We start from the raw sequence: 14815 nt of genomic DNA, 5'->3' as shown, positions 1-14815 counted from the left end.
TTGCGCGGCGGCTGGCCGAGGACCCCTGATCGGGGCGGTCGACAGCTTCACCATCTCCACGATGCCGGCCGGGCGACCGGGCGGTGTCCGGGCACCTGCGCCCGGGCCGAAGTGAAAACACACTTCGCCCGGGCGCTACGTGCTGCCTTGCGACTGACGCCCGGGCTCGCCCTGCCTGCGGGCTGGTCAGTTGGTGGACTGGCAGGCGTCCCAGCGCCACGTGCCGTCTTCGCGGGACCACGGCTGGCCTTTGCGGGTCATCGCGGGGATGTTCCCGGCGCCGTAGCTGACGCGGGCGAGGTCACCGGACAACTGGTCCACAGAGATGTTCGTCGCCTTCTGGGAGCCGTAGTCGTGGTGGCCCTTCTTCGCGAGGACGGCCCACGCGTACTTCGTCATGTCGATCTTGCAACGGGCGGACAGGTAGTCGTACCCGGCGGGGTCGCCTTCGAAGAGGAGCGCGGTGTAGTCGGTGATCGACTTGGTGAGGGCTGCCTTGTCGGCGGCGGCGGGGTCTTGCTTGCCGGCGGCGGGTGCGGGGCCGGCCGCGGTGCTGCCGGCGGGCGGGGCGGCCTTCTCGTCGTCGCCGGACGAGGAGCAGGAGGTCAGGGCGGTGGCGAGCGCGGCAGCGGTGAGGGCGGCGGCGGCGATACGAGTACGCATGCGGGCCAGCGTGGCGCACCGGGAGGAGTCGTGAGGGCGGCGTGACGGTGCTGTGACAACCGAAGCCCCGGCGCCACTCCGAACTTCCTTTACGTCCCCGCTGCCGGCTGCCTTTCCCCTCCACCAGGGGGTGAGCGACTGCGGTGGGCGCCGAGATCCCTGGATGCCCTGAACACGTGCCTGGATCGAGGGCCCTTCTGGCGTTGTGCGCCCCGGCGGAAAAGGCGCGGCGTCACGGGCGGGGGCGCGTTAGGGTGCCCGGCGTGGATGGGGATGAGGGGGAGCCCGGATGGGTCGAGGGCCTGGTCGGGCGGGTGCGGCCGGGGGTGCGGGTGCTGGGGGTCGTGCGGCGTACCCGGGGGCCGGTCAGCAACGTCTACGCGGTGCGGTGCGGCGGGCCGGACGCGGGGCTGATCGTCAAGGTCTACGCGGCGCAGTGGCGGTGGAAGCAGCAGAAGGAAGTGCACGTCTACCGCATGCTGGCCCGGCACGGGGTCGGGCTGATCCCCGAAGTGCTGCTCCAGGACGGCGACGGCGGGCCGCTGGGCGGCGGCTTCACCGTGATGACGCTGCTCGAGGGGCGCCCGCTGTCCGAGGTGGAGGGCGGCCTCGGCGATACGGACGTCGCGCGGATCTACCGGCAGATCGGCGGGTGGCTGGCCGGGACGCACCGCATAGGGCAGGACGCCTACGGATACGTGACCACCGGCATCATCGACCCGCTGCCGGACAACACGGCGTACATGGAGCGGCAGTTCGCCACCAAGCTCGACGACTTCGGGCGGCTCGGCGGCGACCCGGCCCTGCTGGCGGCGATGCGCGCCCACGTGGCGGAGCGCTCCGGGCTGTTCGCGCACTGCACGGGCCCGGTGCTGTGCCACAACGACATCCACGAGGGCAACGTCCTGGTCGGGCGGGCGGCGGACGGCGGCTGGGACGTCACCGGGTTCATCGACGTCGAGAACGCTCTCGCCGCCGACCCGCTGATGGACCTGGCGAAGGCCGACTACTACGCGATACGCGGCAGCGGCGGCAAGCGAGCGGCGTTCTTCGAGGGGTACGGGACGCTGCCTGCCGGGCTGGAGGAGCGGCTCGCCCTCTACCGGCTCTTCCACGCGCTGGAGCTGTGGGACTTCTACGCCGCCACCGGGAGGCCGGACCCGCTCCCCGGCATCGCGGAGGACATCGGGCGGCTGACCGGCTGACTGGCTGACCGGCTGAGCACGGAAGGGCCGTTGTCGTACCCCTGTCCTACTGTGGCGTCATGGGTGATCTACGTGCAGCGCAGGTGGAGCTGGTGGCCTGGGCCGAGGCGGACTTCTGGCTGCTGGAGCGGGCCAACGCGGCGGAGATGACGGAGCACCTCGGGGGGCCGGAGAGCGCGGAGCAGCTGGCCGCGCGGCACCGGCGCTATGTCGCCATGCAGGTCGGGGGGATGTTCCGGGTCGTGTCGGCGGACGGCGGGGAGACCGTCGGCTCGATCGGCTACTGGGAGCGGGAGTGGCGCGGCGGGACGGTGTGGGAGACCGGGTGGGGGGTGCTGCCGGAATTCCAGGGGCGGGGACTGGCCGCGGAGGCGGCCAGGGAGGTGATCGCGGTGGCGCGGGCGGACGGCGGGCACCGCTGGCTGCACGCCTTCCCGGGGGCGGACCACCCGGCGTCGAACGCGGTGTGCCGCAAGGCGGGGTTCGAACCACTGGGCTTGGTCGACTTCGAGTATCCGAAGGGCCACATCATGACGTCCAACGACTGGCGGGTCGACCTCGCGACCGGCTCCGGCGCGATACCCGCCGCCCGCTGAGCGCGTCCGCCCACCGTCCGCCCTCGCCCGCACCCGGACCCGCACCCGGACCCGCACCCGGTGGCGGCGTCGGCGCGGCGCCCGCGCACGGCAGCGGTGGCCGGCGGGCGTATTCGCGGCGTGATCCTGGTACGGATGGTGCAGCCGGGCCGGGGCGCGGGTCGCCCCGATCCGGGTCGCGCCGGTCGCGGGCCGGCGCGCCAGCCGATACGAGGCCTCCGCGGAGCCGACCTTGAGCAGTCCCCAGCGTGTACGGGCCGGCGGCCGCCCGCTCCCCGCCACGGAGCGGATCTGGTACGCGGCGTACGGCTCCAACATGGCGGACGACCGGCTGCGCTGCTACCTGGCGGGCGGATGTCCGCCGGGCGGCTCCCGTACGTACGGCGGTGCGCGCGATCCCCGCATGCCGGCCAGGTCGGAGCCGGTGGAGCTGCCGGGGGCGATGTACTTCGCGACCATGTCGCCGGTGTGGAAGGGCGGCCGGGCCTTCTACGACCCGGACGCGGACGGCACCGTGTGGGGCCGGGCGCGCCTGGTGACCGTCGGCCAGTTCGCCGACATCGCGGCGCAGGAGATGTACGAGGCGCCGGGGCGTGACCTCGACCTGGCCGCGGTGCTCGCCGAAGGCAGGGCGGAGGTGCGGGCCGGGCGGTACGGCACCCTCGTCTGTCCCGGTGAGGTCGAGGGCATCCCGCTGGTCACCTTCACGGCGCCATGGCGCATGGCGGACGTGGAGTGGACGGCACCGTCCGCGCCCTACGTGCGGCTCATCGCCGCGGGCCTGGGCGAGGCGGGTGCGTGGGACGCGGACCGGATCGCCGGCTACCTGGCGTCGCGCCCGGGGGCGGAGGGCCACTGGACGGCCGAGGACGTCAGGCGGTTGATGGCTGCCGCCTGACGTCCTCGGCTGACCCCGCAGCCGGTGCCTGGCGCCCGCCCGCGTGCAGCGGGTCGGCAGCCTGCCGGGGGCGGATCGGCTCGCCCCGTGCCCGGCAGCCTGCCGGGGGTGACGCGACCCGCTCCGTGCCCGGCTGCCAGCATGGCGGCATGGCTTCCTTCCGCGGGCACCCGGTCACGATCGTCCACGCGTGCAGGCGGGACGGGCGCGGCGGCAGTCCGACCGCCGTGCTCGCCGAGGTGGAGGCGGGCGACGCCGAGCGGGCGGCGGTGCCCCGGCTCGCGGGGGCGTCCCACGCGGTCTTCGTGTCCGAGGAGCCAGGGGAGCCCGGGGAGCCGGAGCGCGGGGAGGGCCGGGTGGCGTCGCTGCGGTTCTTCACCGCCGAGGGGGAGTTGCCGGCCTGCGGGCACGGCACGGTGGCCGCGCTGGCCTTCCTGGCGGAACGGGCGGGCGGCGGCCGGGAGTACGAGGTCACCCTGCGGGTCGGCGGCCGCGCATTCGGCGGAAGGGCCGTCAGGGACGGTGCCGCCTGGCTGCCCGAATTCCGCACCGGAAGGGTCGCATTGGGCGAACCGGAGGACGCCGCCGCCGCGCTCGTACGCGAGGCCTTCGGGCCGGCCGCAGGGGACGGCTTCCTGCACGGCGCCAGGGTCGCCTCGCTCGGGCGGCCGCGCCTGCTGCTGCCGGTGGCCGGCCGCGAGGTGCTCGACGCGCTCGCCCCGGACCAGGGCCGGCTGCGTGCCGCCTGCGACCGGCTCGGACTGCTGGGCTGCTACGTCCACACGCCGCCGGGGCCCGGCGGGCGGCTCGCCGCCCGGATGTTCGCGCCGTCCATCGGGGTGCCCGAGGACATCGCCAACGCCAACAGCACGGCCTGCCTCGCGGCGCACCTGGCCGGCCGCGGCATCGCCGGTGTCACCGTCGACATGGGCGACTCGCTGGGGGTCCCCGCGACGATCACCGCGGTCGCCGAGCAGGATGGGTCCGTCCGGGTCGGCGGGTCGGCGACGGTCGCGGCCGCCGGGTCCGGCTGACCCGCACACGGTGGATCCCGCTGACCAGCACGCGGTAGGTCCCTGGTGACCGCGCCCGGTGGGTCCCGCTGACCCGCACGCTGTAGGTCCCAGCCGACCGCGCCCGGTGGGTCCCGCTGACCCGCACGCGGTAGGTCCCCGCTGACCGCGCCCGGCGGGTCCCGCTGGCCCGCACGCGGTAGGTCCCCGCTGACCGCGCCCGGTGGGTCCCGCTGGCCCGCACGCGGTAGGTCCCCGCTGACCGCGCCCGGTGGGTCCCGCTGGCCCGCACCCGGGGGTCTCGCTGACCCGCACGCGGTAGGTCCCTGGTGACCCGCACGCGGTGCGTCCCCGCTGACCGCGCCCGGCGGGTCTCGCTGACCCGCACGCGGTGCGTCCCCGCTGACCGCGCCCGGCGGGTCCCGCCCATCGCCGGAAAACGGGTCGCCCCGTGCGGCACGGGCCGGGGAGCATGCGGGGGTGGACTATTCAGGGCCGCCGCAGGGCGGGATACGGGTGCCGGGGCCGATCGCCGAACGCGCGGGTGGGCGGCCCGTGCTGCCCGTGTGGGTCAACACCTCGGGCGGTGTGACCTTCCGGCTGGGGGACGGGGAGGGCCGGCTGTTCGCCAAGTGGGCGCCGGCCGGATCCGGTCTCGATCTCGGGGCGGAGGTGGCGCGGCTGCGGTGGGCCGCGGACCACACGGTGGTGCCGCGGGTCGTGGACCACGGGATGGGCGGCGGCGGGGGCGACCCGGCTGACGACGGCGACTGGCTCATCACCGAAGGGCTCCCGGGGGACAGCGCGGTGAGCCCGCGCTGGAAGGAGGACCCGAAGACCGCGGTGCGGGCACTGGGCGCGGGGCTGCGCGCGCTGCACGACCGGCTGCCGGTCGAGGACTGCCCCTTCAGCTGGTCGGTGGAGCGGCGGCGGGCGGCGTCCCCTGAGCTCGGGTATCTGCCCGCGGCCCCAACGGTCGACCGGCTCGTCGTGTGCCACGGGGACGCGTGCGCCCCCAACACCCTGCTGGACGAGAACGGTTCGTGGTCCGCCCACGTGGACATGGGCGCGCTCGGGGTCGCCGACCGCTGGGCCGACCTCGCCGTCGGTGCGTGGAGCCTGGGCATCAACTACGGGCCCGGGTGGGACGACACGTACTACGACGCGTACGGCATCGCGCCCGACCCGGAGCGGATCGCCTTCTACCGCCGGCTGGGCGGAGTCAGCCGATGACGCACCCGGGCAGCGCCGGCGGTGTCGACGGCAAGGACGCGCTGGCGGCGTACGTGCGCGCCCTGCGGGCCGACCTGCTCGCCCGCGGCGGGACGTGGGAGAACGTCACGCTGGAGAGGTACCTGGAGGCCCTGGCGGCCTGAATCGGTTCCTCCGACGGCTGGTACCGCAACCAGGGCGTCGAGCCGCCGGCCGCCCCTGACTGGTCCTTCCTGGCCATGGCACTCAGCGCGGCCGCCGTCGACGAATGACCCCCCGAGACCACCCGGGTCCGTCGCCCGGACACGTCGCCCGGACACGCCGCCCGCCCACCGACCGGGTCCGCCGCAGCTCCGCCGCCGGACACGCCGCCGGTCCGGGCCGGCCCCACCGGGCCCCTGCAACCCCGCCTCGCCCCGAGGCATGAGCGGGGCATGAGCGAGACCCGAGCCGTTCGCAAGGCCCCGCGCCGCGCATTCTCAGACGATTCACAGAATCGGCCAAGACTGCTCTCATAGCCCGCGCACAGGCTGGTGCGCATGACGACGACACCCACCGCTCACGCCGCTCACGCCGCCGCGAAGCCCGCAGGGCACGCGGCCACCGCACCCGCCGCCGACCTGGCGCGGCCCGACGGCTCGCCGGTGCGCGTGCTCGTCGTGGACGACGAGACCCCGCTGGCCGACCTGCTGTCGATGGCCCTGCGCTACGAGGGCTGGCAGGTGCGCACCGAGGGGGACGGGGCGAGCGCGCTGCGGGCCGCCCGCGAGTCGCGGCCTGACGCGGTCGTGCTCGACGTGATGCTGCCCGACATGGACGGCCTGGAGGTGCTGGCGCGGCTGCGCCGGGAGACCCCGGACGTGCCGGTGCTCTTCCTGACCGCGAAGGACGCCGTCGAGGACCGGATAGCCGGGCTGACGGCGGGCGGTGACGACTACGTGACCAAGCCGTTCAGCCTGGAGGAGGTCGTCGCCCGGCTGCGCGGCCTGCTGCGCCGCTCCGGCGCCGCCGCGGTGCGCAACGAGTCGCTGCTGACGGTCGGCGACCTGGTGCTGAACGAGGACAGCCACGAGGTCAGCCGCGGGGGCGTCGGGATCCACCTGACCGCGACCGAGTTCGAGCTGCTGCGCTACCTGATGCGCAACCCGCGCCGGGTGCTGAGCAAGGCGCAGATCCTGGACCGCGTGTGGTCGTACGACTTCGGCGGCCAGGCCAACGTCGTGGAGCTGTACATCTCCTACCTCCGCCGCAAGATCGACGTCGGCCGCCCGCCGATGATCCACACCCGGCGGGGCGCGGGATACCTGATCAAGCCGGGGGACCCGGCGTGACCCTGCCGCGCCGGCGGATCCGCCTACGCCGCGGGCGGAGCACCGGCGCGTGGTCGCTGCGCCGCAGGCTCGTCGCGTCCTGCGTGGCCCTGGTCGCCGTGGTCTGCACGGTGATCGGCGCGGTCACCATCTTCGCGCTGCACGACTTCCTCTACGGCCAGCTGGACGCCAAGGTGCACGACCTGGCGGTGCGCGCGTCAGGCCCGCACGGCCCCGAGGGCGCGCCGGGCGGCGCCCCCGGCGTGGGCGCGGCCCGCGACGGCAGGCCGCAGGGCGTACCCCTGAACTTCCTGATCGGCGGCGGCCAGCCCGGCGAGACCGTGGGAGCGGTCGTCACCGCGTCCGGCCGCGTCGGCCAGGCCGCGGTCAGCGCGGTCAGCGCCACGGGTTCGACCGGGTCCACAGGGACCGGCGGCCTGGTCGCGGACCCGCTCACCGCCGCGCAGGCGGCCGCCTTCGCCCGCGTACCGCTGGACGGCAGCCCGCACACGCTCGACGTGCCGGGGCTCGGCGGCTACCGGGTGCAGGCCGCGCAGCCCTCGGCTGACGGCAGCACCGTGCTGGTCGGGCTGTCCACCAAGGGCACCCAGGACACCCTGTCGACCCTGATGTGGGTCGAGGTGTCGGTGTCCGCTGCGGGCCTTGTCGCCGCGGGGCTCGCGGGCGCCGCGCTGATGCGGATCGCCCTGCACCCGCTGCGCCGGGTCGCCGCGACCGCCACCCGGGTCTCGGAACTCCGCCTGGACCGGGGCGAGGTGGCGCTCCACGACCGGGTCCCCGACTCGGACACCGACCCGCGTACCGAGGTCGGGCAGGTCGGTGCCGCGCTCAACCGCATGCTGGGGCATGTCGGTTCCGCCCTGCACGCCCGGCAGGAGAGCGAGACCCGGGTCCGGCGCTTCGTCGCCGACGCCAGCCACGAGCTGCGCACCCCGCTCGCCTCGATCCGCGGTTACGCGGAGCTGACGCGCCGCGGCCATGAGCCCGTCGGCCGCGACACCAGGCACGCCCTGGGCCGTATCGAGTCGGAGGCGGCCAGGATGACGACCCTGGTCGAGGACCTGCTGCTGCTGGCCCGGCTTGACGCGGGCCGCCCGCTGTCCCCGGTGCCGACCGACCTGTCCCCGCTGGTCGTCGACGCCGTGAGCGACGCCAGGGCGGCCGGCGGCGACCATGTGTGGCGGCTGGACCTGCCGGACGACCCGGCCGTCGTGCACGGTGACCCGCAGCGCCTGCACCAGGTGCTGACCAACCTGCTGGCCAACGCACGTACCCACACCCCGCCCGGTACCACCGTCACCGCCCGGGTGGCCGCGGAGACCGCGGAGGGCGTCAGGCTCCAGGTGGAGGACGACGGCCCCGGCATCCCTGACGGGCTCCAGGCCGTGGTCTTCGAGCGCTTCGCGCGCGGCGACGCGTCCCGTGCGCGTACGGCGGAAGCGGGCGGCAGCACGGGCCTCGGCCTGGCGATCGTGCAGTCCGTGGTGGCCGCGCACGGCGGCACGGTCGCGCTGGCCAGCGTGCCGGGGCGCACCGTCTTCACCGTCACACTGCCCTCCGCACACTCACAGGCCCTCCCCAGCCTCAGCACAACGTCGTGACAGGGCGGTTGGCGAGTGTCGCCGTATGCGAACCGAACTCGGCAACCTGCCCGCCCGGCGGCACCTGCCGGTCACGGCCGCGGCGCTCCCGGCCGGCACCCCCGTGCTGGACGTCGTCATCCCCGTGTACAACGAGGAGGACGACCTGGGCACTTGCGTCCGCCGCCTGCACGCGCACCTGTCGGGCACATTCCCCTACCCCTTCCGCATCACCGTCGCGGACAACGCCAGCACCGACCTGACCCCGGCGGTCGCCTGCTCGCTGGCCGACGAACTTCCCGAGGTCGTCTCCTTCCGGCTCGAGCAGAAGGGCCGCGGGCGGGCCCTGCGCACGGTGTGGACGGCGTCCGAGGCGCCCGTGCTCGCCTACATGGACGTCGACCTTTCCACCGACCTCAACGCGCTGCTGCCGCTGGTCGCCCCGCTGATCTCCGGGCACTCCGACCTGGCGATCGGCTCCCGGCTCGCCCGCTCCTCGCGGGTGGTGCGCGGCGCGAAGCGCGAGTTCATCTCCCGGGCCTACAACCTCATCCTGCGCGGCTCGCTCGCCGCCCGCTTCTCCGACGCCCAGTGCGGGTTCAAGGCGATCCGCGGGGACGTGGCGCAGCGGCTGCTGCCGATGGTCGAGGACACCGGCTGGTTCTTCGACACCGAGATGCTGGTCCTCGCGGAGCGCGCGGGCCTGCGCATCCACGAGGTGCCGGTCGACTGGGTCGACGACCCCGACAGCAGTGTCGACCTGGTGCGGACCGCGAGCGACGACCTGCGGGGCGTCTGGCGGGTCGGACGGGCCCTGGCCACCGGGCAGTTGGCGCTCGACCGGCTGGGACGGCCCTTCGGCGACGACCCGCGGGACCGTGAACTGTCCGGTGTGCCCGCGGGACTGGCCCGCCAGCTGGTCGGCTTCTGCGTGGTCGGGGTGCTGAGCACCCTGGTCTACCTCGCGCTCTTCTCGCTCTTCCGGCTCGGCACCGGCTCCCAGGTGGCCAACGCGCTCGCCCTGCTGCTGTCCGCGCTCGGCAACACCGCTGCCAACCGGCGGCTCACCTTCGGGGTGCGCGGCCGCGACCGCGCGATGCGGCACCAGGCGCAGGGCCTGGTGGTGTTCGCCATCGGCCTCGCGCTGACCAGCGGTTCGCTGGCCGCCCTGTACACCGCGACCGCCACGCCCTCGCACGGCAGCGAGCTGGCGGTGCTGGTCGCGGCCAACCTGGCGGCGACGGTGCTGCGCTTCCTGCTCTTCAGGGCCTGGGTCTTCCCCGAGCCCGCCCCCACGCCGTCCCCATCCGACAGGAGTGCGCGATGACCGCGCTGACCCACCCGCCGACCGCAGGCGCCTCCCCCATGTCGCCGGGGCGGCGTGCCTGGCGCGGCCGACCCGATGAGCCCGCCTGGGCGCGGCCCGCACTGGTCGCCCTGCTGCTGGGCGCCCTGGTCCTCTACCTCTACGACCTCGGGGCGTCCGGCTACGCCAACTCCTTCTACTCCGCGGCGGTGCAGGCCGGCAGCGAGAGCTGGAAGGCCTTCTTCTTCGGGTCCTCGGACGCCGCCAACGCCATCACCGTCGACAAGCCCCCGGCCGCGCTGTGGCCGATGGCGCTGTCCGTGCGGCTCTTCGGCCTCGGCTCCTGGCAGATCCTGGTCCCCGAGGCGCTGATGGGCGTCGGCACCGTGGCGCTGCTGTACGCGGCCGTACGCCGCCGCTTCGGGGCGGCCGCGGGGCTGATCGCAGGTGCGGTCCTGGCGCTGACGCCGGTGGCGGCACTGATGTTCCGCTTCAACAATCCCGACGCGCTGCTGGCGCTGCTCATGGTCGCGACCGTCTACAGCGTGCAGCGCGCCCTCGAGGACGCGCGCACCAGGTGGCTGCTGGCCGCGGGCGGGCTGCTGGGCCTGGCCTTCCTCACGAAGACGCTCCAGGCCTGGCTGATCGTCCCCGCGCTGACCGCCGTCTACGCGGTCTGCGCGCCCACGGGGGTGGGCCGCAGGCTGCGCCAGCTCCTCTACGCGGGCGGTGTGATGGTGCTCGCCGGCGGCTGGTGGGTGGCGATCGTCGAGCTGTGGCCCGCCTCTTCGCGGCCCTACATCGGCGGCTCGCAGGACAACAGCTTCCTCGGCCTGACCTTCGGCTACAACGGCTTCGGCCGCATCACCGGCAACGAGACCGGCAGCGTCGGCGGCGGGGGCGGCCCCGGCGGTGGCGGCGGTGGCGGCGGCATGTGGGGCGAGACGGGCATCGGCCGGCTTTTCAGCTCCGACATGGGCGGCCAGATCGCCTGGCTGCTGCCGGCCGCGTTCGCGCTGCTGCTCGCGGGCCTGTGGTTCACCCGCAGGGCCCGGCGCACCGACCTGGAGCGCGCCGCCTTCCTGGCGTGGGGCGGTTCGCTGCTCATCACCTTCGTGACGTTCAGCTTCATGTCCGGGATCTTCCACCAGTACTACAACATCGCGCTGGCCCCCTACATCGCGGCGGTCACCGGCATGGGCGCGGTCCTGCTGTGGCGCCGCCGCACCTCGCGCCTTGCCGCGGCGGTGCTGGCCGCGACCGTCGCGGGCACCGGGGCGGTCTCCTACGTGCTGCTCGACCGCTCCCCCTCCTGGCACCCCTGGCTGCGGTACGCGGTCCTGACCGCCGGTGTCGCCGCCGCGGTGGGCCTGCTGGCGGCTCCTTGCGTGCGGTTCGCCGCGGTGTCCCGCGGCGCGGCGGTGCTCGGTCTCGCGGCGGCCCTCGGCGGGCCCGCCGCCTACACCCTCGACACGGTGGCCACCCCGCACCAGGGCTCGATCGTGACGGCGGGCCCGGCCGTCTCCTCCGGCGGTTTCCCCGGGGGTGGCGGCGGCCCGCGCGGGGCCATGGGCGGCGGCAACGGCGGGCCGCCCACCGGGATGTTCCCCGGTGGCCCCGGCGCCGGTGGGACGCAGGGGGCGCCGGGCGGCACCCAGGGCGCGCCGGGAGCGGGCACGCAGGGCCAGGCGCGGGGCCAGGGCGGTTTCGCCGGCGGCCAGGGCGGCGGCGCGGGCGCGGGTGCCCGCGGCGGCGGGGCCGGCGGGGGCATGGGCGGCCTGCTGAACGGCGCCCAGGTCAGCCCGGCGATGACGTCGCTGCTCAAGGCCGACGCCGGCCACTACACGTGGGTGGCCGCAGCGGTCGGTTCGCAGAACCAGGCCAGCTACCAGCTGGCCGGCGGGAAGCCGGTGATGGCGATCGGCGGCTTCAACGGCAGCGACCCGTCTCCGACGCTCGCCCAGTTCAAGAAGGACGTGGCCGAGGGCCGCATCCACTACTTCATCGCCTCGGGCGGCGGAATGGGGGGCGCGATGGGCGGCGGCATGGGCGGTTCCGGCACCGCCTCCCAGATCACGTCGTGGGTCGAGTCCACCTACACCGCGAAGACCGTCGGCTCCACGACCGTCTACGACCTGTCGTAGGCCACCCCCCCCGCGTTCCCCGCGTTCCCCGCGCCTCCCGTGGCGCCCGTCCTCCGCCGTTGGCGGGCGGGCCCCGCCAGGGCGCGGGGATCCGGCGTCCGGCCCCACCCGGCGGGAAGGTCCCGGCGCCGGGAGAGGGGGCGGGACGGTCTCGCCCCCGCCCGGCTACGCCAGCCTGGCGGGGAAGCCGCCGGTGGCCAGCGGGCCCCACCGTTCCGGGGTGACGCGGATGAGGGACTTGCCCTGGCGGAGCATCGCCTCGCGGTACTCCGCCCAGTCCGGGTGCTCGCCGCTGATGTTGCGGAAGTACTCGACCAGCGGCTCTACGGACTCCGGCACGTCGATCACCTCGGCGGTGCCGTCGATCTGGACCCAGGGCCCGTTCCACTCGTCCGACAGGACGATGACGCTGACCCGGTCGTCCCGCCGCGCGTTGCGCGTCTTGGCCCGCTCCGGGTAGGTCGAGATGACGATCCGGCCGGCGTCGTCCACACCGCAGGTGAGCGGCGAGCCTTGCGGGCGGCCGTCCGCGCGGGTGGTGAGGAGGATCGCCCGGTGCCTGGGGCGTACGAAGTCGAGGAGCTCTTCCCGCGATACCGCGGTGTTCGTGGCGATGTTGGGAGCCATGTCCCGCACTCTACGTCGCCGGCCCGCGCGGGTCCCGGGAGCGTCCCGGTATCCGGCGGGGCGGCCGCCCGTGGGCGTGTGCGCGGGTCCCGGCGGCGGCCTCGGCCGTCCCCTGCTCCGGCCGCCGCCTGGACCCCTCACCCGTACCTCCTGCCTGGACCTCTCCGCTACGGGCGCAGGCCGGGTGGACGGGAGCTTCGAGGCGCGGCTGTCACTCCCGCGCGGCCGTGGTCTGCGTGCCCGGGGCGGCCTGCTGCAACCCGCTGCGGGTGCGCAGGGCTACCTCCTTGACGAAGACGACCAGCAGGAAGGACAGCAGCGCGAAGGGCGCCGCGTAGAGGAACACGTCGCCGATGGCGTGCCCGTAGGCGCTCTCGACGACACCGCGGACCGGCGCGGGCAGCGTCGCGACGTCGGGGATGCCGCCGCTGTCGCCGGCCGAGGCCTTGACGTGCAGCGAGGCCAGGCCGTCGGAGACGAAGTGGGTGACGCGGTTGCCGAGGACCGCGCCGAGCGCGGTGACGCCGACCGCGCCGCCGAGTGAGCGGAAGAAGGTCACCAGGGAGCTGGCGGAGCCGAGGTCGGCGGCGGAGACCTGGTTCTGCACGGCGAGGACCAGGTTCTGCATCATCATGCCGACGCCCAGGCCCAGCAGGGCCATGTAGACGGCGACCTGCCAGTACGGGGTGTCGTAGCGGATCAGGCCCAGGGTCGCGGACCCGGCGGTGAGCAGCAGGCCGCCGGAGACCAGGAACGCCTTCCAGCGCCCGGTGCGGGTGATGATCTGGCCTGAGGCGGTCGAGGCGACGAACAGCCCGGCGATCAGCGGGATCGTCATGATGCCCGACATGGTGGGGGTGCGGCCGCGCGCCAGCTGGAAGTACTGGCTCAGGAAGACCGTGCCGGCGAACATCGCGACGCCCACGAAGAGGCTGGCGATCGAGGTGAGGGTGATGGTCTTGTTGCGGAACAGCCGCAGCGGCACGATCGGCTGCGCGGCCCGCGACTCGACGAGGATGAAGACCAGGCCGAGCAGCACCGCGGCGGGCACCATCACGGAGGACTGCCACGACAGCCAGGCGTAGCTCTGGCCGGCCAGCGAGACCCAGACCATCAGCAGCGACACGGCCGCGGTGATGAAGAAGGCGCCCGCCCAGTCGATCGTGACCTTCCGCCTGACCACCGGCAGGTGCAGCGTCTTCTGGAGCACGATCAGCGCGATGACGGCGAAGGGCACGCCGACGTAGAAGCACCAGCGCCAGCCGAGCGCGGAGTCGACGATGACGCCGCCGACCAGCGGGCCGCCGACGGTGGCGACGGCGAAGGTGGCGCCGAGGTAGCCGCTGTAGCGGCCGCGCTCGCGGGGCGAGATCATCGCGGCCATGATCACCTGGGTGAGCGCGGACAGGCCGCCCGCGCCGACGCCCTGGATCAGCCGGCAGCCGATGAGCATGCCGGGGCTGGTCGAGAAGCCGGCCACGACGGAGCCGGCGACGTAGATCACCAATGCCAGCTGGATCAGCAGCTTCTTGCTGAACAGGTCGGAGAGCTTGCCCCAGATCGGGGTGGTGGCCGTGACGGCGAGCAGTGAGGCGGTGACGACCCAGGTGTACGCGCTCTGGCCGCCGCCGATGTCCGCGAGGATCCGTGGCAGCGCGTTGGAGACGATGGTGGACGACAGGATCGCCACGAAGAGCCCGAGCAGCAGCCCGGAGAGGGCTTCCATGATCTGCCGGTGCGACATCGGGGCATCGCCCGCGGCCCCGGGCGGGGCGGTGTCCGCTGTCGTTCCGGGCTTGCCGGTGTGGTCGGGGAGCGCGTCGCTCCGGGTCGACGGGGTCGCCATCAGGCCTCCACTTAATTGCCTGAAGCAACCATAAGACGAGATGGTTGTATACGGCAAGCGCTGTGGATCCGCTGTGGCGCACGCCACGGATGGCCGCCGGTGGGCAGACGTGCGGGATCAGCCGCAGATGAGGGGCCTGCGGGGGGTGCGGTGGATTCCGCCGACACGCTAGGGTCAGGCGGCATGTCGAACAACCCTGAGAACAACTACGACCCGGCCGGCAGCACTCAGATGTTCCGCGCCTTCGTCGACGAGCAGCCGCCGCCCGCCGAGGTGCAGCGCGCCCAGGCCCGACCCAGGACCGGACTGATCATCGGCCTGGTCATCGCGGTGGTCGTCATTGTCGGAGTGGTCGTACTCGCCGTGAAGTAGGGCGTGCCCCGACCACTCCGTC

At 74.4% G+C, this 14815-nt stretch carries 14 protein-coding genes; 11 read left to right on the top strand and 3 right to left on the bottom strand.

Features of this window, described 5'->3' with window-relative positions:
* Nucleotides 1-186: 186 nt before the first annotated feature.
* The gene (locus tag ACGFMP_RS02215; RefSeq protein ID WP_393669709.1) at nt 187-663 is read right to left on the bottom strand and encodes a hypothetical protein; all 477 of its coding nucleotides are present in this window, start codon (nt 661-663) and stop codon (nt 187-189) included.
* A 263-nt stretch (nt 664-926) separates the two neighbouring features.
* Here ACGFMP_RS02215 and ACGFMP_RS02210 point away from each other — a divergent pair, with 263 nt between their 5' ends.
* The 10 genes from ACGFMP_RS02210 (at nt 927) to ACGFMP_RS02165 (ending at nt 11948) form a co-directional block, all read left to right on the top strand.
* Complete coding sequence (locus ACGFMP_RS02210) at nt 927-1868, top strand: phosphotransferase family protein (RefSeq protein ID WP_393669708.1); 942 nt, start codon at nt 927-929, stop codon at nt 1866-1868.
* A gap of 59 nt (nt 1869-1927) precedes the next feature.
* Entirely contained in the window at nt 1928-2464 is a 537-nt protein-coding gene (locus ACGFMP_RS02205; RefSeq protein WP_393669706.1) for a GNAT family N-acetyltransferase, read from the top strand.
* Nucleotides 2465-2696: 232 nt separating this feature from the next.
* Nucleotides 2697-3362, top strand: coding sequence for a histone deacetylase (locus ACGFMP_RS02200; protein ID WP_393669705.1), 666 nt, complete (start codon nt 2697-2699; stop codon nt 3360-3362).
* Nucleotides 3363-3511: 149 nt separating this feature from the next.
* The gene (locus ACGFMP_RS02195) at nt 3512-4396 is read left to right on the top strand and encodes a PhzF family phenazine biosynthesis protein (protein ID WP_393669704.1); all 885 of its coding nucleotides are present in this window, start codon (nt 3512-3514) and stop codon (nt 4394-4396) included.
* Between the two features lie 459 nt (nt 4397-4855).
* The gene (locus ACGFMP_RS02190; protein ID WP_393669703.1) at nt 4856-5608 is read left to right on the top strand and encodes a phosphotransferase; all 753 of its coding nucleotides are present in this window, start codon (nt 4856-4858) and stop codon (nt 5606-5608) included.
* On the top strand, nt 5605-5751 hold the full coding sequence (locus ACGFMP_RS02185) for a hypothetical protein (protein ID WP_393669702.1): 147 nt from the start codon (nt 5605-5607) through the stop codon (nt 5749-5751). Before ACGFMP_RS02190 ends, ACGFMP_RS02185 begins: the two co-directional genes overlap by 4 nt.
* 375 nt (nt 5752-6126) lie before the next feature.
* Complete coding sequence (locus ACGFMP_RS02180; RefSeq protein WP_393669701.1) at nt 6127-6918, top strand: response regulator transcription factor; 792 nt, start codon at nt 6127-6129, stop codon at nt 6916-6918.
* Nucleotides 6915-8519 carry a sensor histidine kinase gene (locus ACGFMP_RS02175; RefSeq protein WP_393669700.1) on the top strand — a complete coding sequence of 535 codons (1605 nt, stop codon included), beginning with the start codon at nt 6915-6917 and terminating at the stop codon, nt 8517-8519. Before ACGFMP_RS02180 ends, ACGFMP_RS02175 begins: the two co-directional genes overlap by 4 nt.
* Nucleotides 8520-8544: 25 nt before the next feature.
* On the top strand, nt 8545-9825 hold the full coding sequence (locus ACGFMP_RS02170) for a glycosyltransferase (RefSeq protein WP_393669699.1): 1281 nt from the start codon (nt 8545-8547) through the stop codon (nt 9823-9825).
* A complete protein-coding gene (locus tag ACGFMP_RS02165) occupies nt 9822-11948 on the top strand; it encodes an ArnT family glycosyltransferase (RefSeq protein ID WP_393669697.1) in 2127 nt (708 codons plus the stop codon). The genes ACGFMP_RS02170 and ACGFMP_RS02165 overlap by 4 nt, the downstream gene beginning before the upstream one ends.
* A 165-nt stretch (nt 11949-12113) precedes the next feature.
* Here ACGFMP_RS02165 and ACGFMP_RS02160 read toward each other — a convergent pair whose 3' ends face one another.
* Complete coding sequence (locus ACGFMP_RS02160; protein WP_393669696.1) at nt 12114-12575, bottom strand: PPOX class F420-dependent oxidoreductase; 462 nt, start codon at nt 12573-12575, stop codon at nt 12114-12116.
* 211 nt (nt 12576-12786) lie between these two features.
* Nucleotides 12787-14319 (bottom strand): MDR family MFS transporter, encoded by a 1533-nt coding sequence (locus ACGFMP_RS02155; protein WP_393670296.1) that lies wholly within the window; start codon nt 14317-14319, stop codon nt 12787-12789.
* A gap of 285 nt (nt 14320-14604) precedes the next feature.
* On the opposite strand from ACGFMP_RS02155, the gene ACGFMP_RS02150 reads away from it, so the two are divergent.
* Complete coding sequence (locus ACGFMP_RS02150; RefSeq protein ID WP_393669694.1) at nt 14605-14793, top strand: hypothetical protein; 189 nt, start codon at nt 14605-14607, stop codon at nt 14791-14793.
* Nucleotides 14794-14815 lie beyond the last annotated feature (22 nt).

Source organism: Streptomyces sp. NPDC049040 (assembly GCF_043197715.1).
In the GTDB taxonomy this organism is placed as follows: Bacteria; Actinomycetota; Actinomycetes; order Streptomycetales; family Streptomycetaceae; genus Actinacidiphila.
This window is presented reverse-complemented; position numbering and strand designations above follow the sequence as displayed.